This window comes from Paenibacillus sp. FSL H7-0357, assembly GCF_000758525.1.
GTDB lineage: Bacteria > Bacillota > Bacilli > Paenibacillales > Paenibacillaceae > Paenibacillus_AQ.
The window spans coordinates 1,367,701-1,391,941 of record NZ_CP009241.1 but is presented as its reverse complement, the minus strand read 5'-3'; the positions used below and the strand labels follow the sequence as shown (position 1 = coordinate 1,391,941).

The window sequence follows — 24,241 nt, the reverse complement described above, 5'->3', positions numbered from 1 at the left end:
GATATAGAATTATAGGCTACTCTTCATCATATGCCGCAAGTGCCGCAGGAAGCGATTGAACCACAGTATTCCCTACTGCCGGAAGCCCCAGCAGAACAGCGCTGATGATTTCTTCTCTGCTGACACCCAGAGCCTTGGCCTGCTTCACGTGAAAAGGAAGTCCGCTCTCAAGTCTGGCCACTGCAAGTACCGCAATGTAAGCCAGCGCTTCCGTTCTGGAATCCAGCTTGCTTGCAGCCCCCAGTCCCTTTACGGCCTGCATCCATGCCTCCTGATGTGCCGGAGCTTCCTTGCTGAACATTTGAAAAGCGTTGCTGATTGAAGATTTGTCATTCATCTCTTTCACCCCATCCTAGTATTTAATGTTAAATTACTCCATTACCTGATCTAAGAGCTATCAGAAATGTCACCAGCGAAACCGCCAGTCTCTTTCCTTCAGGCCTCATGCTGTCAGAACAGCACTTCCTGCTTTTATAAATACAGAAGATCATCTATAATTTTGTTCAAATGCACAAGCTATAATCCAAAGACCACAACTGAGCATAACCGGCTTGGCAAAGGAGGAACCCGATTGTTTGAGCTTTCCGAGAAGCAGGCACAGGAAATTGTAGATAAAATGATGATGGACATCCCCTATAACATCAACATTATGAACGGGAAAGGGGTCATTATCGGCAGCGGGAAAAAGGAACGGGTCGGCACCATTCACCAGGGGGCAGTCAAAGCACTGTCCACCGGAAAAATGGTCGAGGTCTGGGAGGATGGACGTTATGAAAAAAAGGGCACCAATGAGCCGATTGTTATAGGCGATGCGCCTGTGGGTGTGATTGGAATTTCGGGCAACCCGGATGAAGTCCGTCCCTTTTGCAATATCGTAAGAACAACAGTCTCTCTTCTGATTGAACAAAGAAATACGCTGGAGGATCTTGCCAATGAAGCGAGCCGCAAGAAGGCATTTCTGGAACTGCTGCTGGCCCATGAGGGAGCATATTCGCAGAAATTACGAAAAGAAGCAGCCGCTTATCATATTGATCTGCTGCTCAAAACAACGGTCCTGTATATCAAGAATTTTACACCGGCAGAGCAGAATGCCAAGATTCTGCTGCTGCAGCCTTCATTTCGGATCCAAGAGGACATCTGGCTTATGCTGGTCCAGAACCAGCAGGACTGCAATCTGCTGATCCGGCAAATTCTTCATAACCAGCCGCAGGTGCTGCTGGCTTCCGGCAAGCAGGAGGCCAGTATCGCGGAGAGCTACCGGCAGGCGAAGTCGGCCATGGGAATTCTGCTGGCGCTGAAGCCCTCTGCCCAGACCATCCATTTCGGGGAGGCCGAATTTCTGGTGAAGCTGAGCCATGCGGAGCTGACGGACACTCTGAATACCACCATCAAGCTGGAGGATACCGCCGATTTACTGGAGACACTAAGGAGCTTCATCAACCACAACTGCAGTGTCTCGCATACGTCGGAGGCGCTGAACATTCACCGGAATACACTGCAGTACCGGCTGAAACGGATTGAGAGCCTCACCGGCAAAGATCCGCGGAATCTGCTGCAGCTGTTCGAGCTCACCTACGGATTGCTGGCCTTGTACAAGTAACCTAAACTTCAGAGCTGCTGCCGCTCATCTTCCGGCACCTAACTGCAGACGGCCCCGAAGAATTTCTTCTTCGGGGCCGTCTAATTTCGTTATTCGCTTAACTTCAGCACTCTCGCAATATTCTCACAGGTCCGTTCGACATTGGCCGGACCGTCGTTTAGCAGCTTTTCCAGTTCAGCCGCTCCCGGAACGATTCCGAAGATGGCATCTATGCCTTCCGCATAGAGCGTCTCAATCCCTTCACCGATGTAGCCGGCTAAGGCAATGACCTTCTTGCCGCCTGCTTTGGCGGTGCGGGCCACCCCGTACGGTGTTTTACCGAATTTGGTCTGGAAGTCAATGCCGCCCTCGCCGGTGAACACAATATCGGCAGCGGCCAGCTTGTGCTTGAGGCCGGTATATTCAATAACGATTTCGATTCCTTTCTGCAGAACTGCCTGTGTAAATATCAGCAGTCCCGCGCCAAGTCCTCCGGCAGCTCCGGCACCCGGCAAGTCGCGGATATCCTTATCCAGCTGTTTGTTTACGATTTCCGCATAATGGGCAAGATTCTCATCGAGCTGGAGGACCATCTCGGGTGTAGCCCCCTTTTGCGGGCCGAACACCCGGGATGCGCCTTGCTCCCCGCACAGCGGGTTGGTGACGTCACAGGCCACGATCAGCTGAACCTGCTTCAGCCGTTCGTCAAGAGAAGCAATATCAATACTTGCCAGCCGGTCCAGACTGCCGCCGCCGCGCGGAAGCTCATTCCCCGCTTCATCGAGGAATCTGGCCCCGAGCGCCTCGGCCATCCCTGTGCCGCCGTCATTGGTCGCGCTGCCCCCGATGCCGATAATGATATTGCGGATGTCCCGGTCAAGACATTCCCTAATCAGTTCGCCGGTGCCATAGGTGGTGGTGATAAGCGGGTTTCTGTCCGCCTTGTCCACCAGATGAATACCGCTTGCCGAAGCCATCTCAATGGCCGCCGTACGGCCGTCGCCGAGGATGCCGTACTTCGCTGTAACAGGTTGCCCCAGCGGTCCCATAACCTCTTTGGTATAAATTTGCCCTCCGGAGGCATCGACAAGCGATTGGACCGTTCCTTCCCCTCCATCCGCCATAGGAACATGTATATATTCAGCCTTGGGATAAACCTTTCGCAGCCCCTTTTCCATCGCAATGCAGACTTCCTTAGCGCTCATGCTCTCTTTAAAGGAGTCCGGTGCCAGTACAAAGGTTTTCTCTCTCATTTCCTCACCCCATGTTTGATATTAGAATAAAAATCCGTAAATAATCGTCGCCACAAGCGTCATCGTTCCGCCGACAATCGCCTCGTAAGGGACCAGCCCTAACCGCTGCTTGATCGTCATTTTCATACTATCCGCCGTTACATGGAAGTAGTTCCCCTGCGGAAGAGAGTCAATGACAGTGGCACCGGTATGGACCATTACTGCCGCTGCCAGCGGAGCGGTGCCCATATCGAGAATGGCTTGCCCGAAGGAGCCTGTAGCCAGAATAACACCCGTTGAGGTTGAGGCGGTAGCCGCCGCCATCAGGATACCGGAAATCGGTGCCAGGAAGGTGCCGGATATACCCGAGGCCTGAATCAACTGGACCACCTGGGTCGACAGATCAGAAGCTGCAATCAAACCAGCTATGCCTCCTGCACCGATCAGGATCAGAACAGTTGCTGTCATTTTGTTCAAGCCGGACGAGCTGTACTGCAGGATCTTCTTGCCTTGGCCCATAGCCAGCATGCCGATAATCCCTGCAATCGGCAGGATGTATAATGCATCCACCTTGAAGTTGGACAATGCCTCAATTCCGGATAGCGAGCCAATCGGATTGATCATCAGCAGAATGACCGCAACGAGCGGTGCAACAATCGCCTGATGAAGCGGCGGATATTTGGAGGTGTCGGCGGTGTTGTTCACCGCCTCCTGGTCTGTGACCATAATCCCTTTTTTCTTCAGAAGTGAAGCGACAATAACGGTTACGATCAGGCCGCACACTGCCGGAATCAAGCCGGCCAGCATCACGTGGCTCAGATCCAGATCGAACCCGCGGGCCGCAGCTATCGTATTCGGATTGGGGGAGATAATGTTCCCCGCTTTACCTCCGCCCGACAGGGCAAGCAGCAGCGCCATCTTGGAAATCCCCATCTTATTGCCTACCGACAAAGCAATAGGAGCCACAATCAGCACCGCTACGGGAATGAAGACACCCACTGCGGTAATAATCATCGTTGCCAGGGCCAAGGCCAGAATGGCTTTGCTGCCGCCGAATTTTTTGACAATCGCCTGGGCAATGGTCTCGGCCGCCCCCGATTCCATCATTACCCCTGCCAGGACACCGGCGGCGAGCACACGCAGCACCGTGCCCATTACACTTTGCGTACCGCTTACAAGAACAGTTACCGTCTGCTCCAGATTGGCGCCGCCGATTAGCGAGCCTGCAATGGCCCCCAGAAACAGCGCATATACGGGATTCAGTTTTCTTAATATCAGAATAATAGCAATTGCCAACCCCGCCAAGGCGCCATACCAGCCAATCATTAATCCTTCCATTGTTATGCCTCCCATTGCTCTTGTTGAACACGCTTTCATTGTAACGCTTAACATCGCCAAAAAATATTGATGATCGGACGAAATGCATTGTGCAGTTGAACAACGATTTTCCCAATAACTAGCTGGAGGATTACATGCTGTAGTTCGCGTAAAGAAGAATTCCGACGGCTTGAGCGCGCACAAATTATGCACTAAGTTTCGTTCGATATGTACACTATTTTCCTTGAAATTTATAAGATTTATACCCTAGTCATAATAAAAAACCGCATATAACGCGGTTTTTCGTAAATCGGTATAGTTACAAACCATGTTAACAAAAGCTTCCCTGGTCCTAGGCTGAGCTCAGCGCTTTTTCGTCGTTTGGTCCAAGCAGGCCGGGTTGGCGACTTATTTCCTAAAATGACGCTTTCCCGTCCGTTCGCCTCTATTCTTACTGGGCCGTTAAAATCAGCGGTCCGTCCGGCGTGACTGCGATCGTATGCTCATATTGCGCCGACAGCTTGCCGTCGGCCGTTCTCGCCGTCCACTCATCGTCGTCGATCGTGATGCGGAACGTACCTTCGTTGATCATCGGTTCAATCGTAAACACCATGCCTTCCTTTAACCGAATGCCTTTGCCGGCTACGCCGATATGCTCGTAGCTCGGTTCCTCGTGCAGGCTCCGCCCGATCCCATGCGCCAGCAGATCGCGTACGACCGAAAACCCGTTCGCTTCCGCATGCTGTTGAATCGCCGACGTTATGTCGCCGAGCCGGCCCCCGGGGAGTGCCCGGGCGATCCCCAGATCCAAGCATTCCTTTGTCACCTTCATTAATTTTTGCGCCTCCGGCGGGATATTGCCCACCGCATAGCACCAGCACGAATCGCCGAACCATCCGCCGTATTCCACGACGATGTCGAGCTTTAGCAAGTCGCCGTCCATAAGCACCTGGTTCGAAGGAATGCCGTGGGCCACCACATCGTTGACCGAAATGCAGGTTTCGGCGGGAAAACCGTTGTACCCTTTCGTAAACTGCTTGCCGCCCAGCTTGGTGATGTGTCTGGCAACAAAGTCATTGATTTCCCGGGTGGTGATCCCAGGCTCGATCAGTTTGGCCACCTCGCGGTAGCAGTCCGCAATGATTTGGCTCGCCGGCTTCATCTCTTCGATTTCCCTGGGTGATTTTAAAATGATCATCTTTTGCTTATTCGCTCCTTATCCATTCTATAATTTTAAAAACAGGGCGATATCCCTGGCCTCCTCGTGCAGCTTTCCGCGGCGAAGCGAAAGCGAGGCGCAGCCGACCAAGGCGGCCAGCAGCATTTCAGCATGCTGTAGCCGATACGGCGGCTCCGCCGCGTTTCCGCCGGAAGCGGCAGCCCCGTCCGCCGCACGCCCGGTTTCCAGCAGTGCGGCAAACGGCGCGAGCACCTCCCGGCGAAAGGCGGCCGAGAGCAGGGCCGAGCGCGCTTCAGGCAGCGAGGCAAAGTCCTCACTGGCCTGCTTATGCAGCAGGTACAGGGCGTGGTCCTCTGCCCAAAGCTGCAGCAGCCGGACGCCGGCGGCGGCGACGGGGCCAAGCTCTGCGGCAGCGGCCGTTCCGCGGCTTCCGCTTCGGGAATCCGCGGCAGCCAAGTTCCCAGTGTCCGCCGGCGTCTCCCCCGAAGCCGAAGCGCGTGGGACCTCCAGCGGGACCTTCAGCCGTGCCTCTAGCGGAGCCTCCAGCGGGAACTCAAGCGGAGCCTCTAGCCATCCCCCAGCCCGCTCCACCGCGTCCCATAACAGATCGTAGAGCAAATCGCCCTTATTGCTGTAATAATGGTATACCGTGCCATAGCCGAGTCCCGCCTGCGCGGCCACATCGCGGATTTCCAGTAATGGCCCTTTATTCAAAAACACATCGGCAGCGGCTTTACGAATTTGCGCCAGACGCCGCAGCCGGATCTCTTCGTTTTGTTCCTTCGTGCGTGGAGTCATCTCGTCCGTTCACCTCTTTTATTATTGACCTGCTCTTATGTCAATATAAAACATCGGCTTGCGAATTACAAGAGATTAGCTGGAGGATTTCCGGCTCAACCTAGAAATCGGTGCTTGACCAATGCTAGACTGAAAAATAAAATGCTAGACTCAGCAAATAAAGTTGTAGACTGAGAAAATAAAGTATTAGACTGACCATGCTTAGTGAGATGGATGCAAAAACGGCGGTTTTTGAGCTAATTGGATAGTCAAAGAAATCATTTTAGGATTCAAATTTATGTAGACTTTTCGGCACTTTTCTTTCCTTCCTGTTTGTGCCGACTTAGTTCGGAATGGAGATTATTATGAAAAAAGTTGGAATTATTACTCTTTACTACAAAAACTATAATTACGGTGGCCAGCTTGGAGCTTATGCACTGCAAAAAGCTATAGCTAAGTTAGGATTTCATTGTGAGCAAATTACATTCAAGTGGCAAAACGAATACACCTTACAAGCATATGAAAGTGCTAAAGGTGCTGAACATTTCAGGACTTTTTCCGAAAGCATTCCCCACAGCGAACGCTTATATACAGTATCTGATATTGCAGAATGTGTTGATGATTACGATATTTTTGTTTGCGGTAGCGACCAAATATGGGGTTTACCATGGGTTATTTCCGATGACATTTTACCCTGTATGGCACTTTCTTTTGTTCCAGCATCAAAAACGAAAATTGCATACGCAGCAAGCATGGGAGGAGCAGAAATAGAGCCCGATCGAAAAAATATCCTTGCTCCACACGTTAATTCCTTAGACTTTGTTTCTGTTCGTGAAAAAAGTGCAATCCCTTTTGTGAAAACGATGAAAAATGGAGATATTACTCATGTATTGGATCCAGTAATGCTTCTTGATAAATCCGGATGGGATGATATATCTGCTACTCCGCCAGAAAAAGCCTATATACTCACTTATGATTTACGAGATATTACAGGGGTTCAGGAATACGCTGAAGCACTTTCAAAAAAGTACGGATACGAGATTATATCTCTTGCAACTGCTGGAGCAGCTACGGTTGGTCCGAAGGAATTTGTAGGGTACATAAAACACGCTAAGTATTTTATTACTAGTGCTTTTCATGGGGCTGCTTTTGCCATTTTATATAAGGTTCCATTTTTGGTTTTCCCGGTATCTGATAATCCACAAGACCCCAAATCAATGGATTCAAGACTGATAGCTCTGCTGGATACGTTTGGCTTATCTTCTTGCTATGTTTATGATACATCAAATATTCCAAATATTGATGATGTTACTTTTCATCATATAGACGAATCAAAAACAAGTGCATTTCGTCATAATTCACTTCAATTTCTTAAAGATGCTTTGGAATCTTAAAATAAACCAAAGCATGTGTGCGCTAGGCAAGGGCATTCTACAAATGCGGATGGTCTTTATGGAGTATATTGTGTAAACAAGCTTATGCGCGCTTTTTTATTGTTATACAACATATGGATTTGGTTTGAATGACAGACTCATTCTTTAAAATAGGGCGTAATCCCTCTTGAATATAGGTTCTCCACTATCTTGAAAAATTCTTCTGACGATAAATCCTTTTGACGCTGGAGCCAAAGACGAAATAAAGAAAGGGAAGTTGTCAGGTAAAACTCAATGAAGTATGGCGTTAAGGAATGGTTTTGCGGAACGTTTAATTCTAATTGATCCAAAGTGATTTCTTTTTTTAAGCGTTTTAAAAAACGGGCACTTCCATAATCACCCAAAAGGGCATTAAGAACCAGGAGATGTTCTCTTTTGTCCAGACAATAGAGCGTATCTTGAACCGTATGCATCGATAGCTCTTTATTCGCCATTTCTTTTTTAATGTCATTCAATAAGTCATTTTCAACAGAGTCTAACAATTCGTAAATGTCAGTAAAGTATTGATAAAAGGTGCTGCGGTTATATCCTGACTTATTCGCAATTTCCTGAACCGAAATTTTCTCAATCGGCTTTTGGCTATATAACTCACAAAAAACTTCTACAACCTTTTGTCTTGTTTTCTCCGTTATTTGGGGTTGCTTTTTCATGTTTCCCTCCTACTAGCGAATAAGAATATCATCCGACAAATAATAAAAAACTGACGGTTGATCAAGGAATAATGAAGATTTATAATCACATCATACAACATGTTGTCTGATAATCAAAAGGAAATGTTAATAAGTAGGGGTGGTATTCATGTCAGCAAAACAAGATAGAATTTTAATTTTTGGTGCAGGTGTTATCGGGAGCATGTACGCAATTAAGCTTATTGAAGCAGGGTTTGACGTTAGCCTGTTTGCACATTCTAATAGATTTAAATCATTAAGAGAAAATGGCCTGCAATATAAAGAAAAAGGTACAGTTAGATCGATACAAGTAAATGTCATTGATACGCTCGAAAATGACGATGTATACGATTTTATTTTCGTTACCGTTCGTTATGATCGGTCCGAATCAGCGTTGTTAGCGCTAAAAGATAATCAAAGCAAAAATATAGTCACGATGACTAGTAATTCAATTGGATTTTCTTCGTGGCTGGATATCGTAGGGGATAGACTTTTACCAGCTTTTCCCGGCTTCGGCGGACAGATTAAAGATGGAGTATTGCATGCTCGATTTCTACCAAAGATTTTAGTGGCAACTGCATTTGGAGAAATTAATGGTGTAGTGACAGAACGCATAGAAAACCTCGCAAAATTATTTAAAACAGCAAAGCTTCCCTACGTTATTAAAAAGGATATGCAAGCGTATCTAATCACACATTCCGTATCAGACATTGCCATGTTGAGCATTTTGCATTCTGAGAATAAGATAATTGACAAAAAAACAGCCAGAACCAGAAAGACGGCACGCAAAATAACAGTCACTTTAAAAGCGAATCTAAGGGCAATACAAAAAGCTGGCGTTTCAATTGATCCTCCAATGCTTAAAATGGTGCTTAAATTTCCAAACTTATTTTTGGATCTTTTCTTTATGACATGGCTACGAACTAAAATGGTTAGGGATATGATGTTGCCGGATTATGCGAATAATGCTAACAATGAGATTGTGCAGCTGAGTAATGATCTAATGAAATTTTTAAGTCAAAATGATATCAAGTCGGAAATACATGTTCAGTAACGTTGTTAACGCCCAGGTTCATTGAATATAAAAGCAAAAAGCGGCTGCCGCGTCCAGTAAATATGGGCACACACAGCCGCTATCATGGTTATGAGAACAGTTAGTTGAGAGCGGGAGTAAACCGGACCTCTTCCTGTTATTGATTAAACTTACTTGACGCTGCCCGCTTCGCGGATTAATCAAGCTCAATGTTCTGCAAATATTCCAGTGCCGCATTAAAACTGGAGTCTATTTGGGAAAGCTCCGAGGATAGCGTCTTATTAAAAGCTGCATCGCTTTGTTGGTCTTTGCCTTCCAAATGAGTCTTGATCATCTTGACCAGAGATGCTTTATGATTTGCGATCTCTTTAAGGGATGTATCGCTTTCCTTTTTGGCGCTCTTTACGGTTTTTGACAACTTGGCTTTTGCTGCCGCGAGCGTTTTTTTATCCTGTGTCATTTCATTTCTAGCCTTGGCGACAGCCTCCTTGCTCAGCTTGTTTTTGACCGCATTGCTATAGTTAGCTGCAGATACCTTGGATTTCTGCGCTAAGGCTGTAACCTCGGTGCCCAAGACTTTACTTAAGTTCTTCTGCGCATCCTTAACCTCTTTCACCCTGTCTTTGTAGGATTCAAAATAATACTTGTCTACGTACGCATTAGAATATGTAGCGGCAAACGCCTGTGATGGTAATACAACCACCAATAGCAACAACAATATCATCGCTTTTTTCATTCTCCCACTATTCCCCCTTAGTATAATACTCTTAATATAAATAATGTTATACGGCAGCACAATACTTACTTTGCAATCGGCTAGTTCGGGGTGCAAGCCAACAGTCAGCCATTGGTGATGAAAAAAAGCCCCCTGCCGGCGTTACGGGGTCAGTCCCGCAATCTGCAGAGGGCTTACTGTTAGATTTACTTGGCGCTGCCTGCTTCGCTGCGCGGCGGACGCATGGTCAGGCTGACCCGGCCTTTCTTGAGGTCAACGCCCATGACCCACACGGTGACATTGTCTCCTACTGAGACGACGTCCATCGGGTGCTTCACGAAGCTGCCGCTAAGCTGGGAGATATGCACCAGCCCGTCGTTCTTGATTCCGATATCGACGAAGGCGCCGAAATCGATTACGTTTCGGACGGTTCCCTGCATCTCCATGCCGGGAACCAGATCCTCGATCTTCAGCACATCGGTGCGGAAGATCGGCAGCGGCAGCTCCTCGCGCGGATCGCGGCCCGGGCGCTGCAGACTTTCAAGGATGTCGCGCAGTGTAGGCACGCCGACATCCAGCTTCGCAGCCAGCTCTTCGGCGTTCTGTGCCTGCAGCTCCTCAGCGACCTCCTTGCTGCCGAGCCGGGCTACCTCCAGCCCCAGCTCACGGAACAGGCGGTCCACCACCGGATAGGACTCCGGATGGATCGGCGTGCGGTCCAGCGTATTGTCCCCGCCGGGAATCCGCAGGAAGCCGATGCATTGCTCGTAGGATTTGGCACCGAGGCGCGGCACCTTCTGCAGCGCCTTGCGGGTCACGAACTTGCCGTTCTCCTCGCGGAACTTCACAATATTCTTGGCGATTGTGGCATTCACGCCCGCAACATAGGACAGCAGGGATGCGGATGCTGTATTCACATCGACACCGACGTGGTTAACCGCGGATTCCACAACGCCCTTCAGGCTCTCCTCCAGATGCTTCTGGGAGACGTCATGCTGGTACTGCCCGACTCCGATCGCCTTCGGATCGATCTTCACCAGCTCCGCCAGCGGGTCCTGCACGCGGCGGGCAATGGATGCGGCGCTGCGCTCGGCCACATCCAGATCCGGGAACTCCTCCTGCGCAAGCTTGGAGGCGGAATAGACACTGGCTCCCGCTTCATTAACGATCAGGTACGCCAGCTCAGGATTGCCGATCTCTGCGATGACCTCGGCGGTGAACTGCTCCGTCTCCCGCGAGCCGGTGCCGTTGCCGATTACGATCAGCTGAATGCCGTATTTGGCAATCAGCTCCTTGAACTTCGCCGCCGCCTCCTTCTTCTTGTTGTTCGGCGGCGTCGGATAAGTGACCGCTACCTCCAGCAGCTTGCCGGTATCGTCCACAACGGCCAGCTTGCACCCGGTACGGTAAGCCGGGTCAACGCCAAGCACGTTCCGGCCTTTGACCGGCGGCTGCAGCAGCAGGCTGCGCAGATTCCCGGAGAAGATCGAGATCGCCTGATTCTCTCCTTTCTCCGTCATCTCTCCGCGCACCTCGCGCTCAACAGACGGAGCGATCAGCCGCTTGTAGGAATCCTCCGTCACAGTCTCCAGCAATTCCTTAACCGGGGACGGCCCCTTGATCAGCTTCCGCGAGATAAAGGCATGAATCTTGTCAGTAGTCACCTCAATGCCTACCTTTAGCACGTTCTCCCGTTCTCCGCGGTTGATGGCGAGAATCCGGTGCGGCGGCATTTTATGTACCGGTTCACGGTAACTGTAATAGTTCTCGTATACGCTCTCCTGCTCAGCATCCTTGGCTTCGGAGACCAGCACCCCTTGACTTGCGGTGTACTGGCGTATCCAGGAACGGATGACCGGATCATCGGCAATGTTCTCAGCGATGATATCCATCGCGCCCTGCAGCGCCAGCTCAGCACTCTCCACGCCTTTGTCCGCATCAATATATTTAGCGGCCTCTTCCAGCGGAAGCCCCTGCCGGCGCTGTTCCATGACCCAGTTCGCCAGCGGCTCCAGCCCCTTCTCCTTGGCCACACTTGCCCGCGTCTTGCGCTTCTGCCGGAAGGGACGATACAGATCCTCCACTTCCTGCAGCTTGACTGCCTTCAGGATCTGCTCATGCAGCTCCTTTGTCAGCTTGCCCTGCTCCTCGATGCTGCGGATGACATCTTTCTTGCGGTCACCCAGATTGCGCAGATAGGCCAGCCTTTCCTCAATATCACGCAGAGCGTTCTCGTCCAGCTCACCGGTCATTTCCTTACGGTATCTCGCAATAAACGGAATTGTATTCCCCTCATCCAGAAGGCCTACCGTCGTACGCACCTGTTTCAGGCTAATGCCCAGCTCTTTGGCAATCGCCGCGGTAATCAGTTCCTGCTCCTGCCGTGCAGCAGCTTCATCCGGCACAGTACCGGCATTCGTATTTTCTGCAGCCAATTGAATCCCTCTTTCCGCACACGTTCTGCGTTCTTATAATCCCTACCTGAAATAGTATCACAAATTGGCTATCTACCAAAGTTTAGGGATTCATTGACCCGGAAAAAGCTGGCTTGCTGCGAAGTATATTATCATTCCTATACAGGAACCACAGATCATTTCATTTGCAGGCCCCGCCGGTTCATCCGCTTAGCGGATGCTAGCGATAGCCCAAAGCACAGAACAAGCACTAGTGCAGCCACGGCATACGGGAAGTTGATATCCAGGTCAAACAGGACTCCGGCCACAATCGGACCGGCAATATTGCCAAGACTGGTATAGGCAGAATTCATGCCCATCACGAAGCCCTGCTGCGATTCCACCGCCAATTTAGAGAGCTGTGTTCCGACAGCAGGGCGCAGGATATCCATCGAAAGAAACACAATGAACGTCACTGCAACGATGGCCCAGTAGCCGTGTACAAACAGTGTGAGGAAGATGAACAGGCCCGCGACAAGTAAAGAGAACGAAATGACCTTATTTTCACCAAAACGATTCAATATCCAGCTGAACGCCGTAACTTGAATCACAGCCCCCGAGATGGAGCCAAAGGTTAGGACAAAGGCAATATCCTTAGGGGTGAATCCAAATTTATGATCCACAAACAACCCGAATACTGTTTCATAATTCGCCAATCCGAAGGAGAGTACAAATACAATAACCAACCCGAAGAAATAGGGTTCACGGTAGGAACGCACCAGTTGAGATACAAGGCTCTCTTTATCGTTCTGTGCTGTCTTCACAGCTTCACGCTGGGCTGCGGTGCGCGATTCCGGCAATACAAATGTACTTATCACAGCCACCAAAGCCGCTGCTACTGCTGCCGCGAAGAACGGCACACGGATACCAAACTCTGCCAGATACCCGCCAATTCCCGGTCCGATAATAAAACCGGTGGTGATGGCCGCATTGATCAGTCCCATTCCTTTAGCCCGTTCCTCTGTAGAGGTCGTATCCGCCACGTAAGCCATAACCGCAGGCATAATCAGCGCTGCTCCGACACCTCCTAGCATTCGGGATACAAACAGCAGCCAGGGCGCATTTGCCAACCCAAACAGCAGCTCCGAGAGTGAAAAAACAATCAAGCCGGCGACGATAATTTTTTTCCGGCCCATCCGGTCCGACAGTCTGCCGGCAAACGGTGACACAATCAACTGGGTTACAGAGAAGGCGGCCACCAGCAACCCGACAACACTGCCTCCGATCTGCAGCTCATTCATATAAGTAGGCATTATCGGAACAACCAGTCCGATGCCTGTAAACGCCAGAAAAATATTCAGCATAAGGAGCAGCATAGCGCCCCGGTTTCTTAGCAGTAATGACATTGCAATAACCTCCGTATTCCCGCAACCAAATCCTCAAGTAGGGGTGGTTCTATTTATCTTATAGTTAAATATCCGCTTATCCGTCAGTTGCCATACCTTTTATTCTACAAATGAAAAACCTTAAATAAGACACACAAGACCGACCATCCGGTCTAATTAAGGGTAAATAAAAAACAACTTCCTCAAACTAATTTTTTGGGCTCAATCCTGCAATAAAATAAAACCGGCCCCTGCGTATAGCAGTGCTCTGTCTTCACAGGCACGCTTATTCTCAATGCCTATCCGGTACGTATCCCCTGCAGCAGCAGCCGTATGGCATCCCGGTAATACTCCATGATATCCTCCGGCGCGCTGGCCAGAACTGTAATCTCGCTGACTCTGCTGATTCCCTCCAGCAAGCCACTTACAATAATTACGTAATTGTCCAGGTTGCCCTTGACCAGGTACCCAGTGTCCATACCCTCCTGCAGCAGATTACGGCAGGCTTGTGATGCCGATTCGTAGAGCCGGGAGAGACGCTGTTGAACCTCTTCTGAATGAGGCCGGGATCTGGCGTATTCCTCAAGCGCGCGGATCAGCGGATTCTGAAAATCTTTCGCATAATGCTCGCCTAATGCATAGAAACGTTCCTCGATGCCGCTGATTCCGTTCCGTTTCTGCTCCCAATCGCTGAGCCACTGCTCGGTATCGTCTTCTACTACATATAGAAACAGTTCATCTTTACTCGGAAAATGGTGATATAAACTCCCTTTGCTCACCTTGGCCGCCGTACAGACTTCGTTCATGGTCACCGCTGCAAAACCTTTCTGAACAAATAACTGTGTTGCCTTTAGCACTATCCGCTTTTTCGTTTCTTCTCCGTCAGAACGTCCTTTAATTCCGACCACCTCCTTAACCCGACCGTCCGGTCCAATTGTAGCATAGCTATTGTTTAAAGTGAAGACATTTAAGCCACAGATTCGTATACAGTTTCCATACAATTAAAAAGGCACGCCGGATTATACACCGGACGTGCCTCCATTACACATTCTATACTATGTAGCCCTGCCTGATTTAGAAATCGATCAGGCCCAGACTGATTTGCAGCGAATCATCCACTTTCTTCATTGTATCATCGTCAAGGTGGGTGATCTTATCGGTCAAGCGTTGCTTGTCAATTGTCCGAACCTGCTCGAGGAGAATAACGGAATCCCGGTCAAAGCCGTGGGCTGCCGCATCAATTTCCACGTGCGTCGGCAGTTTGGCCTTCTGGATCTGGGCAGTGATGGCTGCCACAATCACCGTCGGGCTGAAACGGTTGCCAATATCGTTCTGAATAATCAGTACCGGCCGTACTCCGCCTTGTTCTGAACCTACAACAGGCGAAAGGTCGGCAAAAAAAACGTCGCCGCGTTTAACGATCAATATCTACACCCCGCTTACTAAGCGGCCAAGAGTACTGTCTGCATCTTCCTCAGCGAGAAAGGCCTCGCATGCCATCGTCAAATTGATCTTGGCCATTTCCATATAGCCCCGCTGCATGGACTCACGAATGATGCGTTTCCTCCGTTCGCTTAAATACAGCTTCATGGCCTGCCTAATCAATTCACTCCGGTTAGAGTTCTCCAATTGAGCGATCCCATCCACTTCCTGTAAGAGATGATCGGGCAAGCTGATCATAATTCTTTTGGTGTTCTGCAAATTGGCCACCTTCTCTTCCACCCCCACAAACCTTCTGCCCTTGTGTTTCAGTGTTACAATATACAAGGAATTTTATACAAGGAATATATGCAACCAGTATATCAAGTATGCTGCATCCCATTATAAACTAGAAATGGCGGTTCGTATAGACCATAAGTCACATAGGTCTTTACGGTTCAGCTTCCTTTATCGATTCCTGTAAAAGTTACACAGTAAGAACATCAAGCCTGCAGCAGGGGATTCACCAGGTTCGGAGTAGCACCCTCACGCACATATACGCGGGGCACCCGGTGGGCCAGCATACAGATTACCTCGTAGTGAATCGTTCCCAAATGGAGCGCCAGTTCGTCTGCCGTGATGGACACGCCAGCCTGGCTTCCGATGAGTACAACCTCTTCGCCAGCTTTGATTTGTTCCGCTTCTTCAGCGAAAGATTTGAGCGATACCATACACTGGTCCATGCAGATCGTTCCGACGACAGGAACGCGACGTCCACGTATTAGCACCTCCGCTTTGCCTGTCAGCATGCGGGAATATCCGTCTGCGTACCCCACTGGCAGCGTAGCAATGATCTCTTCGCTGTCTGTGAAGTAACGGGTGCCGTAGCTGATGCCCCAATCGGGCGGCAGGGTCTTGACAAAAACTGCCTGCGTCTTCAGCGTCATTACCGGGTGTAAAGCCACCTTTGTACGGCTAACCTCAGTCGATGGATAAAATCCGTACAAGCTTATGCCTACACGCACCATGTTACTGGATAGAAGAGGTGTATCAATGGCCGTAGCGCTATTGCCCGTATGTATGATCGGGATTTCAATCTCTCTGTCCCGAAGCGTTTCCGCCACGCTCATGAACCGCCGGTACTGCATCAGTGTATAGCTTTTGTTTTCTTCGTCTGCCTTGGCAAAATGGGTAAACATACCCTCCAGCTCCGCCTGCGCTACAGAATGCACTTCAGCGATGAAACCGGGCGCGTCAGCCGGCAGCAATCCCAGCCTTCCCATCCCGCTGTCAATCTTGATATGCACCTTCAGCCGGTGCTCCGGATCTATAGGAAGCCTTCTTATTGCCTCCAGTACATCCGGTGTGAACAGTGTTACGGTTATATTGTACTCCCAGGCAACGGCTATTCCTTCCGGCGAGGTGTAGCCGAGCACCAGAATAGGAATTAGTATTCCCGCCTGACGCAGCTCCAATGCCTCATCCAAAAAGGCTACACTAACATAATCCGCTCCGAGTCGTTCAAGCTCCCGCGTCACTTCCACTGCTCCATGGCCGTACGCATTTCCTTTGACGCATCCCATAAACTTAGTCTCCGGCAGCAAGGCCGCACGAAAGGCTTCGTAATTGGCACGCAGATCATCCAGATTAATCTCGGCTACTGTAGGTCGATAGCTTACTTGCACTTCAGGGTCACCTTCTTACATTGTAGTAAAACATCTCTGTGATTGTCGTATGGAACCACAAGTCTTACTGCCAATGGTAATGCTAATGGAAGGCGGCTGTCAATGTAAGTACAGCTATCTTGCTGATTGGTCCTCCAAAGGGGCGGTTAACGGCAAAAATAAGTAAAAAGCGGATACGGCTTGTAGAGGAATGGGCTCCCACAATGCGCAGTATCCGCCTACTGAATATTACTTACCCGATTGTTCCGCCATAGAAGCGGCAATTTGCATCATTTCGGACTTCGGAAGGTTCGCACTGGTAATGCGGAATTCCACGCCGTCGTTCATCCAGGTCAGAGTCAGCTGTTCATCGCCGCTCAGAAGCCCTGCGGTAAAGCCAAGATCGATTACCTTTCCCGGAACCAGCGATACCGTGTGGTCCAGCGGACGGGCTTCCATAATCGTATACTGGTAAATTCCGTCATAACGGAGGATTGCTGAATGATCCTTGCTATCCTCGATTTTGTGGCTGTCCTTAAATTCTACACCGGCAGGAATATACTCCGGTTCAATGATGCCGAAATCGCCAAGCTCCGCAGCAACCGGCTGATCTGCCTGTTCCTTGTCCTCCGGTGCAGCCACCGGATTGCCGTTCTCATCAACCTCGGCTACCGTGCTTTCGGAAGGAGTACCGTTCGCCATATTTCTTTGCATATCAAAAGAATCCTTATTGAGCTCCGGATCAAACTTGAAGCTGTCGAACTTCACATCGACCACAACCTTGGCCTCGGAGTCGGAGACCTGCACCTGTTTCGGTTCATAGGTCTTTTTGGTCAGCCATATTTTTTGGCGTACCAGTGCGCTGCTCTGGTAATTTGCCGCGACTTCAAACACATAGTTGTCCCCATCCACCGTAAACTGGCGGTTGTTATCAGAGACAATACTGTTGAGCAGTGTCTGGTACAAATACACCTGGCCTTGGCTATCCGGCCAATCGCTCTGGAAGCGGAAGCTCTTGCCCAGACTCGGTGTCAGCACGAACACCCCTTCATCATTGCGCAGAACAATCTGCGTTACATCCTTCTGGACATTGGAGAGGCTAATCCGGTAGTAGGAAGGATTTTTGTACCACACCTCCACCTTGTACTCCTGCGGCTGTTCGCCGGTGTACAGGGTCATCGTGCCGGCACCTTGGTAGGCCCCCTGCTTGCTCTCCAGCTTGTCAGACACATTGTTCAAATCTTTGACTACGGAAGCGGCATCCTTCTTCCCGCACCCCGCGAGCACCAGGGCCACGCTCATTATGATCGCGAGTACCCATGTTATCCGGCGCATGACATCATCCCCTTAACCTGTTTTGAATGCATTGATTAGTACATGTCTATGAGGGACAACACCGCAATATGCAGACGGGCATGACAAGCATGACAAGAGGTTCGAATTAGCCGTATGGACGATTCAACAAAGGAACTGGCTGGGGACGTGCAGAATTGTTTTAAGCAACGCTTTTTGAAAGGGGTACAAGTTATGCAGGGATTTATTTTCAGGAAAGATTACAAAGAAAATGAGGTGCTCCGAAAGAGCCTGTCCGGGCTTGCCGCCAGCAGCTTTGGAATAAGCTTCGAACAGTGGTATCAGGAAGGGTTCTGGAATGAACGGTATATTCCTTTTTCTTATATCGAGGATGAGCAGGTGATTGCGAATGTTTCAGTCAATGTGCTGGACTTGATCATGGACGGCCAGCAGAAAAAGGCGATCCAGATCGGAACCGTAATGACGCATCCGGATTACCGGCATAAGGGCTTGTCTGCCAGTCTGATGAATAGGGTAGTGGAGGAGTATGCGAATCAGGTTGATTTTATGTACCTTTTTGCCAATGATACGGTGCTCGATTTCTATCCGAGGTTTGGCTTTATCCCGGCGCAGGAGCAGCTCTTCTCTATCGACTGTACTTCAGGCAGCACCGACTCCGCGGGGATCCGGAAATTAAACGGGACTCAGCCGGATGATCTAAACTTTATCCGCACATTCGCAGCACAGCGATTGCCGGTATCCCGGCGTTTTGGAACAGACGGCACGCTCGGGCTGCTGATGTTCTACTGCCTGAACGTCTTCAGCGACGACCTCTATTACCTGGAGAACGAGGACGTAATAGCTATTTGCAAGCAGGAAGGCAAGGAGCTGAATATTTTCGACATTGTGTTTACGAAAGCCATTGATATTCAAGCTGTTTTGGCTAAGCTGGCCAGCAGTGAAACTGAAAAAATAGTTTTTCATTTCACTCCGGATTACATAGGGATTGAAGCGGAAAGCACTCCTTACCCGGGCGGCTTATTTGTGAGAACCTGCGGCAACTCTTCATTTCCGGCCCACATGAAGCATCCAGCTACGTCTATCGCCTAGAAACCGGAAGTTAGGGCAAGTCAGCCGCAACCCCGGGATCTGCTATGTTTAGAGAGTCATGAATTGCCCAAACCGGGCCAGAAACTCTTCCTTCTCTTTGTAATCCGGCATGACACTCCCGAGGCGGCGCCAAAAAGACCGGTCATGATTCATATGCAGCAGATGGCATAGCTCATGGATAATCACATAATCAATAACCTGGGCGGGGGCCATCGCCAGGCGGTAATTAAACGTCAGTTTCTTGTCCGCACTGCAGCTCCCCCACTTGGTTCTGGATTCAACGATTTCGATCGTCTTCGGTTTTACGCGGAGCTGATTCTGATAAACGGTGATCCGTTCCGCGACAATCTTCTTCAGGCTGGCAAAATAGAACTTTTTGAGTTCCAGCTTCAGCTTCTCCGCATCCCATTCACCGACGTTAATCAATTCATGCAGCGGGTATTCCTTCCCAAGGTAAAGAAACTTCCCTTCCTCCTGATATTCCTTCGCCTTGGGTGCCTGCCGTGCCTCCCGGCCCTTGCGCAGCTTGTCCAGAATCCATTCGCCGTGCCGCTCCACTGCGCCCAAAATCATTTCGTCGCTTGTCCCCTTGGGGGCTTTTACCGTAATCAGCCCAATTGCATCTATATGAAGGGAAATCTTCTTCCGCTTCGCGTACTGTACATGGATTTGAATCATTTCATCCTGTAACTGAATCTGCATAGCCACCATCGCTTCTATAAATATTCTTTCCTCCACTGTAACATGTTTGCTAGCATAGCATACAGAGTTTCATAGTGCGCATCTCTTCACACACCACAATAAAAAAGAGTCCACCGGGGACTCTTCACACTAATATATTATTCAGTTCTCCTCAGATCACTGGTATGAAACGCCAATGACCGGGTTAGATCAGACGGGCAATCTTTTCGATCTCCACTGCAGAAGCGGCTAACTGCTGCATGGACGCGGTGATTTGCTCCGTTGCCGCAGCCTGGCGCTCGCTTTGTGCCAGACAATCCAGCAGGGTTGCATCCATCAGGGTAATGTTCTTCTTGATCGCCTGCAGGATGCTGGCGATTTCTTTGGCAGAGGAGGCGCTGGAGACCGACATCTTTCGAATCTCCTGCGCTACTATCCCAAATCCCCGGCCATGCTCGGCGGCATGTGCAGCTTCGATTGCAGCGTTCAGGCCCAGCAGATTGGAGTTGTCCGCCACCTTTTTGATGAAATCCAAAATCTCATCCGTACTATGCAGCTCTTCGACAACCTTCTGGCCGAGCAGCTTAAGATCGCCTACGGTATTCGCCAAATCAGAAGCAGTTCCGGCTATCTCCCCGGAGGTGGAGCTTATCTCTTCAGAGGTTGTTGCCAGAGTATTGGCCGCATCGCTTAACGTTTCTTGATTGTGCAGGCTGATCCCAATGGTAAAAACACCGATAACCTTCCCGTCTTGCCCCTGAATCGGCATAGACGAAGATTTGAAGGGCAATCCGTAGATTTCCTTCGGAATATTTGCACTAACCGTCTCGCCGGTGTCCAGGGATCTTCGGATCCCGCCATTCTGCGGAACCGGCATTCCCTCTTGAATGCGGATGTCCAGCTCATTCCCCGGCAGATAATAGATGAACTTGTCCGAATCGGCTAATGCGAACATGACATCCAGCGGAAACAAACGCTGCACAAGCGGCAACGATATTCTCAAAGCATCCAGTAATTGTTCAATCTCCGTTTCATTTTGACCCTTCACGACACAACAGCTCCTAATAAAGGATTTTAGATCATTATAGCACGGAGGAAAACGCACCCGACAAGGCATTTAGTCCTTGCTTTTGGGTTGGTCTATTGCGTATTTATCCTGTCATAACTAGATAAAACTATGAAACCAGGAAGAAACGTTCCCCTCTTAACAATAGATTGATTAGACTGAAAACTTCGAAATACTTTCCTGAAGCTCCTGAGCAAGCTCGGACAGCATTCTTGAGGCCACTGCAATTTCCTCCACACTGGCCAACTGCTCTTGCGCCGAGGCGGATACGTCATAGGTCCCCTCGGAGGAGGCCAACGTGATCCTGTTGATCTGCTCAAAGGCAACTACCAGCTCATGAGTTTCATGCGACATTTCTTGGGAAGCATCGGAGACGCCTCCAATCTGTTCGTTAATTTCTTGTATGGAGGCTTCGATTTCGGCAAAGGATTGCCCGGCGGTTTGGACGGCATAAATGCCGGCCTCCACTTCCTTCTCCCCTTGACTGACCATTGTGAGGGTCCGGCTTGTCTCCGATTGAATCGAATGAATTACCTCAGAGACGCGTTTCCCGGATTCTGCAGTCTTCTCCGCAAGCTTGCGCACCTCACTGGCTACTACAGCAAAACCCCGGCCATGCTCTCCTGCTCTCGCTGCTTCAATCGCCGCATTTAGCGACAGCAGGTTCGTCTGATTCGCTATATCCGTAATAATTGCAATGATTTCGCCGATTTCTCTGGAGCTTTCGGCCAAGGCGCTGACCACTCCTGAAACCTCACTTACATTTTTTGATACAGCCGATATTTGGTGAATTGCTGATTCAACCGCCTGAATCCCTTTGGTGGCCAGGTCGGATGCTACATCCACCGATTCCTTGACATGAATAGAACGCTCCGCAATTTGCGCGGCCTCTCCGTCCATCTTCTGAACAAGCGCAACGCTGGCTTCGATACTGTTTACCTGCGTCTGCGCTCCTTCCGCTAATTTCTCCGTAATGGACGCAACATGCTCCGTAGCCTGTCCCGTTTGTTCCGCGCTGGCTGTCAGCTCTTCCGATGAGGCGGCAACATGCTCCGCATTCGTGCCCACTTCCCGGATCAGATCACGCAAGTGGTTGCCCATGTTATTGAAGGCCTCAGCCAATTGCCCAATCTCGTCCTTATTCTTGATCTCCACCAGAGTATTCCGCAGATCCCCTCCGGCAATTTGAACCGCCATCTTCTGGAGCTTCTGGATCGGGTTCGAGATCGCCCTGCTGATCAGAGCCGCGGCCAGAGTTCCCAGAAGCAAGGCTGCGCCTGTCAATGCAATGACCAGCTTCTTAGTAGCCGATACATCACTGAAGGTTGTATTAGCTTCCAGCTCCAGTTCCTCCTCCTGAAGCTTAACAAACCGTTCTGCCGTACTGCTGAATTTACTTAGAACAGGTCCCTGCGTTTGCAGGATCTCCAGATAATCGCTGTTATTCCGCTTTTTACTGTCGATAACTTGCATAGCAGTACCGCTGTAATGCTCCTGCAGGAGATCGAGTCCGGCGAGGATTTGTTTGTCATCACGATCGGTAGTGAGTGATTTCAGCTGACCAAGAGCAGTGCGGAACTGATTCTTCGCTCCCTCAAAATCAGCTACTTTGGACTCATCTCCATCAATCAGGAAACCGCTGATGCTTGCCCTTTCCTGCTCCACGGCAATTCGCAAATCCTTGATCAGTTGAACCGATTGGGATTTGTTCGTCAGCAATTGTGTGTAGGTATCATTGACCTTGGAAAGGTAAAAGTAGCTGGTGAAGGCTACAACCAGCAGGAGGATCAGAATCAGGCCGAACCCGCCGTATAATTTATTTTTAATCGTCATGTTTCTGAGTCTGCTCATTTCGTTGCCCCCTTATCTGTTGTGTCCAGAATTGAGGTGGCTTCTGCCCGATAACTCTTAGCTGCTTGTTCCGGGGTTATGCTGCCGTCCAGCACACGTTCCAGGATGATTTTATAGGCATTGTCAGCAATCAAGGCGCTGCTTGGAGCAGGAGGATCGATTGGGGATGAATGAGTCTTGAGATAGTCAAGCAGCTCGTACTGTTGTTTTCCCCCTTCTCCCAGCTTGCCGGAGAGCTGTGCAGCAATCACAGTGGAAACAGGAACTCCCCGTTCTCCCTTCAGAATGTCATTGGCTGCCGCATTATTAATGAAGAAATCAATGAATTTGGCTGCTTCTTCCGGATATTTAGAATAGGATGACACCGCGAGGAACATGGAGGGTTTGATAAAGCGCCCTTCTTTGTCCCCGGCCTTCGGCAGCGGCAGCAGCTTGATGGTTCTTCCTGCCTTGCTGCTCAAGATTGTCGATGCATTGCTGGAAACGGAGAAGAAGGCCGTCTTCCCGGTTATTACCGGATGATTCTCATCATTGCTGACTCCCTTAAATGAGCCTATCAACCCTTCCTCTGTCCATTTTTTATAGAGGGTGAAATAATCCGCCAGATCTTTGTCATCATCATATCCAAGAGCCGTTCCCTCCGCATTGTACATGGATACGCCTCTGGTTCTCAGAAAATAACTCACAGCAAACATATTCCCCATCGGATAGAAATCGGGATCATCTATAGTTTCTTTTAGTTCTACAAGTGTCTTGTACAGCTCATCTATTGTATAATCCTGGGAAGGTGCCTTAATGCCCGCCTCCTGAAGGAATGCCGGATCATAGATCAGAGCTTCTGAATTAATGCCGATATTGACCGCATATAATTCATCATTTTTCATGCCTGGAGCCAGGTACTCCGGGGGAACATCCGATATGGAAAGACTCTTATTCTTAATATAAGGGCCAAGCGGTTCAATGAGATCCCGATTAATATAATTGAATATAAATCCATAATCCCCCTGAATAATATCAGCAGCCTTCTGATCCGCCGTATCCATAGCCAGACGAGAAGACAGCGCATCTGTACCTGAGAAATCCTCCGTCACAATCTTGACGCCCGGATGCTCCTTCATATACAAATCAACTACCTTCTGCGTGTCCTCTTTGCGTTGCTCTTTCCCCCACCACACAAACTTTAGTGTAACCTCCTGAGCTGCTGCCTCTTCCTTGTTTCCGTCACCGGAGTTGCTGCAACCTACAATTCCTGTTAGGACCAGGAGGGCCCCCCACACCTTCAATAACCCCCATACTTTGTTTCCCCTCATAAAGCCACCGCCCTATCTATCTAGTGATGTCGAATAAACAAACAAAATGTAGTATTTTGCACATTCAACAACTGTTTTCTTTATCGGAAAGTGATTCTGCTTTATGAACAGACAAGTGGAAACGGATACCGTCCT

22 protein-coding genes are annotated in these 24,241 nt (G+C 49.6%); 4 read left to right on the top strand and 18 right to left on the bottom strand.

What is annotated here, in order from left to right; all coding sequences use genetic code 11:
- Nucleotides 1-16: 16 nt before the first annotated feature.
- On the bottom strand, nt 17-337 hold the full coding sequence (locus tag H70357_RS06135) for a carboxymuconolactone decarboxylase family protein (RefSeq protein ID WP_038586976.1): 321 nt from the start codon (nt 335-337) through the stop codon (nt 17-19).
- A gap of 234 nt (nt 338-571) precedes the next feature.
- Between H70357_RS06135 and H70357_RS06130 the strand changes: the two genes are divergently transcribed.
- A complete protein-coding gene (locus tag H70357_RS06130; RefSeq protein ID WP_038586973.1) occupies nt 572-1,600 on the top strand; it encodes a CdaR family transcriptional regulator in 1,029 nt (342 codons plus the stop codon).
- A gap of 89 nt (nt 1,601-1,689) precedes the next feature.
- Here H70357_RS06130 and H70357_RS06125 read toward each other — a convergent pair whose 3' ends face one another.
- From H70357_RS06125 to H70357_RS06110, 4 genes are all read right to left on the bottom strand, one after another.
- Nucleotides 1,690-2,832 (bottom strand): glycerate kinase family protein, encoded by a 1,143-nt coding sequence (locus tag H70357_RS06125; RefSeq protein ID WP_038586970.1) that lies wholly within the window; start codon nt 2,830-2,832, stop codon nt 1,690-1,692.
- A 21-nt stretch (nt 2,833-2,853) separates the two neighbouring features.
- Complete coding sequence (locus H70357_RS06120; RefSeq protein WP_038586967.1) at nt 2,854-4,149, bottom strand: GntP family permease; 1,296 nt, start codon at nt 4,147-4,149, stop codon at nt 2,854-2,856.
- Nucleotides 4,150-4,579: 430 nt separating this feature from the next.
- Entirely contained in the window at nt 4,580-5,326 is a 747-nt protein-coding gene (gene map / locus H70357_RS06115; protein ID WP_038586964.1) for a type I methionyl aminopeptidase, read from the bottom strand.
- 27 nt (nt 5,327-5,353) lie between these two features.
- Nucleotides 5,354-6,106, bottom strand: a complete 753-nt coding sequence (locus H70357_RS06110; protein ID WP_038586962.1) for a TetR/AcrR family transcriptional regulator — start codon at nt 6,104-6,106, stop codon at nt 5,354-5,356.
- Between the two features lie 344 nt (nt 6,107-6,450).
- Here H70357_RS06110 and H70357_RS06105 point away from each other — a divergent pair, with 344 nt between their 5' ends.
- Complete coding sequence (locus H70357_RS06105) at nt 6,451-7,479, top strand: polysaccharide pyruvyl transferase family protein (RefSeq protein WP_038586959.1); 1,029 nt, start codon at nt 6,451-6,453, stop codon at nt 7,477-7,479.
- 137 nt (nt 7,480-7,616) lie between these two features.
- Here the strand turns inward: H70357_RS06105 and H70357_RS06100 are convergent, their stop codons facing one another.
- A complete protein-coding gene (locus tag H70357_RS06100; RefSeq protein WP_038586956.1) occupies nt 7,617-8,168 on the bottom strand; it encodes a TetR/AcrR family transcriptional regulator in 552 nt (183 codons plus the stop codon).
- Nucleotides 8,169-8,316: 148 nt separating this feature from the next.
- Here H70357_RS06100 and H70357_RS06095 point away from each other — a divergent pair, with 148 nt between their 5' ends.
- On the top strand, nt 8,317-9,240 hold the full coding sequence (locus H70357_RS06095; RefSeq protein WP_038586953.1) for a ketopantoate reductase family protein: 924 nt from the start codon (nt 8,317-8,319) through the stop codon (nt 9,238-9,240).
- 175 nt (nt 9,241-9,415) lie between these two features.
- Here H70357_RS06095 and H70357_RS06090 read toward each other — a convergent pair whose 3' ends face one another.
- From H70357_RS06090 to H70357_RS06055, 8 genes are all read right to left on the bottom strand, one after another.
- Nucleotides 9,416-9,955 carry a hypothetical protein gene (locus tag H70357_RS06090; protein ID WP_038586950.1) on the bottom strand — a complete coding sequence of 180 codons (540 nt, stop codon included), beginning with the start codon at nt 9,953-9,955 and terminating at the stop codon, nt 9,416-9,418.
- Between the two features lie 185 nt (nt 9,956-10,140).
- A complete protein-coding gene (locus tag H70357_RS06085) occupies nt 10,141-12,339 on the bottom strand; it encodes a Tex family protein (RefSeq protein ID WP_179091766.1) in 2,199 nt (732 codons plus the stop codon).
- A 185-nt stretch (nt 12,340-12,524) separates the two neighbouring features.
- Nucleotides 12,525-13,733 (bottom strand): MFS transporter, encoded by a 1,209-nt coding sequence (locus H70357_RS06080; protein WP_038586944.1) that lies wholly within the window; start codon nt 13,731-13,733, stop codon nt 12,525-12,527.
- 278 nt (nt 13,734-14,011) lie between these two features.
- Nucleotides 14,012-14,620 carry a TetR/AcrR family transcriptional regulator gene (locus tag H70357_RS06075; protein ID WP_197073656.1) on the bottom strand — a complete coding sequence of 203 codons (609 nt, stop codon included), beginning with the start codon at nt 14,618-14,620 and terminating at the stop codon, nt 14,012-14,014.
- Nucleotides 14,621-14,786: 166 nt separating this feature from the next.
- Nucleotides 14,787-15,137 carry a type II toxin-antitoxin system PemK/MazF family toxin gene (locus H70357_RS06070; RefSeq protein ID WP_038586937.1) on the bottom strand — a complete coding sequence of 117 codons (351 nt, stop codon included), beginning with the start codon at nt 15,135-15,137 and terminating at the stop codon, nt 14,787-14,789.
- Nucleotides 15,138-15,140: 3 nt separating this feature from the next.
- On the bottom strand, nt 15,141-15,422 hold the full coding sequence (locus H70357_RS06065) for a CopG family ribbon-helix-helix protein (protein ID WP_038598756.1): 282 nt from the start codon (nt 15,420-15,422) through the stop codon (nt 15,141-15,143).
- A 212-nt stretch (nt 15,423-15,634) separates the two neighbouring features.
- The gene (gene alr / locus H70357_RS06060) at nt 15,635-16,816 is read right to left on the bottom strand and encodes an alanine racemase (RefSeq protein ID WP_038586934.1); all 1,182 of its coding nucleotides are present in this window, start codon (nt 16,814-16,816) and stop codon (nt 15,635-15,637) included.
- Nucleotides 16,817-17,044: 228 nt separating this feature from the next.
- On the bottom strand, nt 17,045-18,130 hold the full coding sequence (locus H70357_RS06055; protein ID WP_038586931.1) for an outer membrane lipoprotein-sorting protein: 1,086 nt from the start codon (nt 18,128-18,130) through the stop codon (nt 17,045-17,047).
- Nucleotides 18,131-18,322: 192 nt separating this feature from the next.
- Here H70357_RS06055 and H70357_RS06050 point away from each other — a divergent pair, with 192 nt between their 5' ends.
- Complete coding sequence (locus tag H70357_RS06050; protein ID WP_038598754.1) at nt 18,323-19,198, top strand: GNAT family N-acetyltransferase; 876 nt, start codon at nt 18,323-18,325, stop codon at nt 19,196-19,198.
- 48 nt (nt 19,199-19,246) lie between these two features.
- On the opposite strand, the gene H70357_RS06045 is transcribed toward H70357_RS06050, so the two are convergent.
- From H70357_RS06045 to H70357_RS06030, 4 genes are all read right to left on the bottom strand, one after another.
- Nucleotides 19,247-19,900 carry a M48 family metallopeptidase gene (locus H70357_RS06045; RefSeq protein ID WP_038598751.1) on the bottom strand — a complete coding sequence of 218 codons (654 nt, stop codon included), beginning with the start codon at nt 19,898-19,900 and terminating at the stop codon, nt 19,247-19,249.
- Nucleotides 19,901-20,084: 184 nt separating this feature from the next.
- On the bottom strand, nt 20,085-20,927 hold the full coding sequence (locus tag H70357_RS06040; protein WP_038586928.1) for a methyl-accepting chemotaxis protein: 843 nt from the start codon (nt 20,925-20,927) through the stop codon (nt 20,085-20,087).
- 171 nt (nt 20,928-21,098) lie between these two features.
- Nucleotides 21,099-22,796, bottom strand: a complete 1,698-nt coding sequence (locus tag H70357_RS06035; RefSeq protein WP_038586926.1) for a methyl-accepting chemotaxis protein — start codon at nt 22,794-22,796, stop codon at nt 21,099-21,101.
- On the bottom strand, nt 22,793-24,106 hold the full coding sequence (locus H70357_RS06030) for an ABC transporter substrate-binding protein (RefSeq protein WP_038586923.1): 1,314 nt from the start codon (nt 24,104-24,106) through the stop codon (nt 22,793-22,795). The genes H70357_RS06035 and H70357_RS06030 overlap by 4 nt, the downstream gene beginning before the upstream one ends.
- Nucleotides 24,107-24,241 lie beyond the last annotated feature (135 nt).

Coding starts and splice junctions, on each gene's coding strand:
- H70357_RS06035 (WP_038586926.1), bottom strand. CDS start 22,796: ATGAGCAGACTCAGAAACATGACGATTAAAAATAAATTATACGGCGGG.
- H70357_RS06030 (WP_038586923.1), bottom strand. CDS start 24,106: ATGAGGGGAAACAAAGTATGGGGGTTATTGAAGGTGTGGGGGGCCCTC.
- H70357_RS06105 (WP_038586959.1), top strand. CDS start 6,451: ATGAAAAAAGTTGGAATTATTACTCTTTACTACAAAAACTATAATTAC.
- H70357_RS06125 (WP_038586970.1), bottom strand. CDS start 2,832: ATGAGAGAGAAAACCTTTGTACTGGCACCGGACTCCTTTAAAGAGAGC.
- H70357_RS06100 (WP_038586956.1), bottom strand. CDS start 8,168: ATGAAAAAGCAACCCCAAATAACGGAGAAAACAAGACAAAAGGTTGTA.
- H70357_RS06045 (WP_038598751.1), bottom strand. CDS start 19,900: ATGCAGATTCAGTTACAGGATGAAATGATTCAAATCCATGTACAGTAC.
- H70357_RS06135 (WP_038586976.1), bottom strand. CDS start 337: ATGAATGACAAATCTTCAATCAGCAACGCTTTTCAAATGTTCAGCAAG.
- H70357_RS06120 (WP_038586967.1), bottom strand. CDS start 4,149: ATGGAAGGATTAATGATTGGCTGGTATGGCGCCTTGGCGGGGTTGGCA.
- H70357_RS06090 (WP_038586950.1), bottom strand. CDS start 9,955: ATGAAAAAAGCGATGATATTGTTGTTGCTATTGGTGGTTGTATTACCA.
- H70357_RS06110 (WP_038586962.1), bottom strand. CDS start 6,106: ATGACTCCACGCACGAAGGAACAAAACGAAGAGATCCGGCTGCGGCGT.
- H70357_RS06055 (WP_038586931.1), bottom strand. CDS start 18,130: ATGCGCCGGATAACATGGGTACTCGCGATCATAATGAGCGTGGCCCTG.
- H70357_RS06050 (WP_038598754.1), top strand. CDS start 18,323: ATGCAGGGATTTATTTTCAGGAAAGATTACAAAGAAAATGAGGTGCTC.
- H70357_RS06080 (WP_038586944.1), bottom strand. CDS start 13,733: ATGTCATTACTGCTAAGAAACCGGGGCGCTATGCTGCTCCTTATGCTG.
- map (WP_038586964.1), bottom strand. CDS start 5,326: ATGATCATTTTAAAATCACCCAGGGAAATCGAAGAGATGAAGCCGGCG.
- H70357_RS06095 (WP_038586953.1), top strand. CDS start 8,317: ATGTCAGCAAAACAAGATAGAATTTTAATTTTTGGTGCAGGTGTTATC.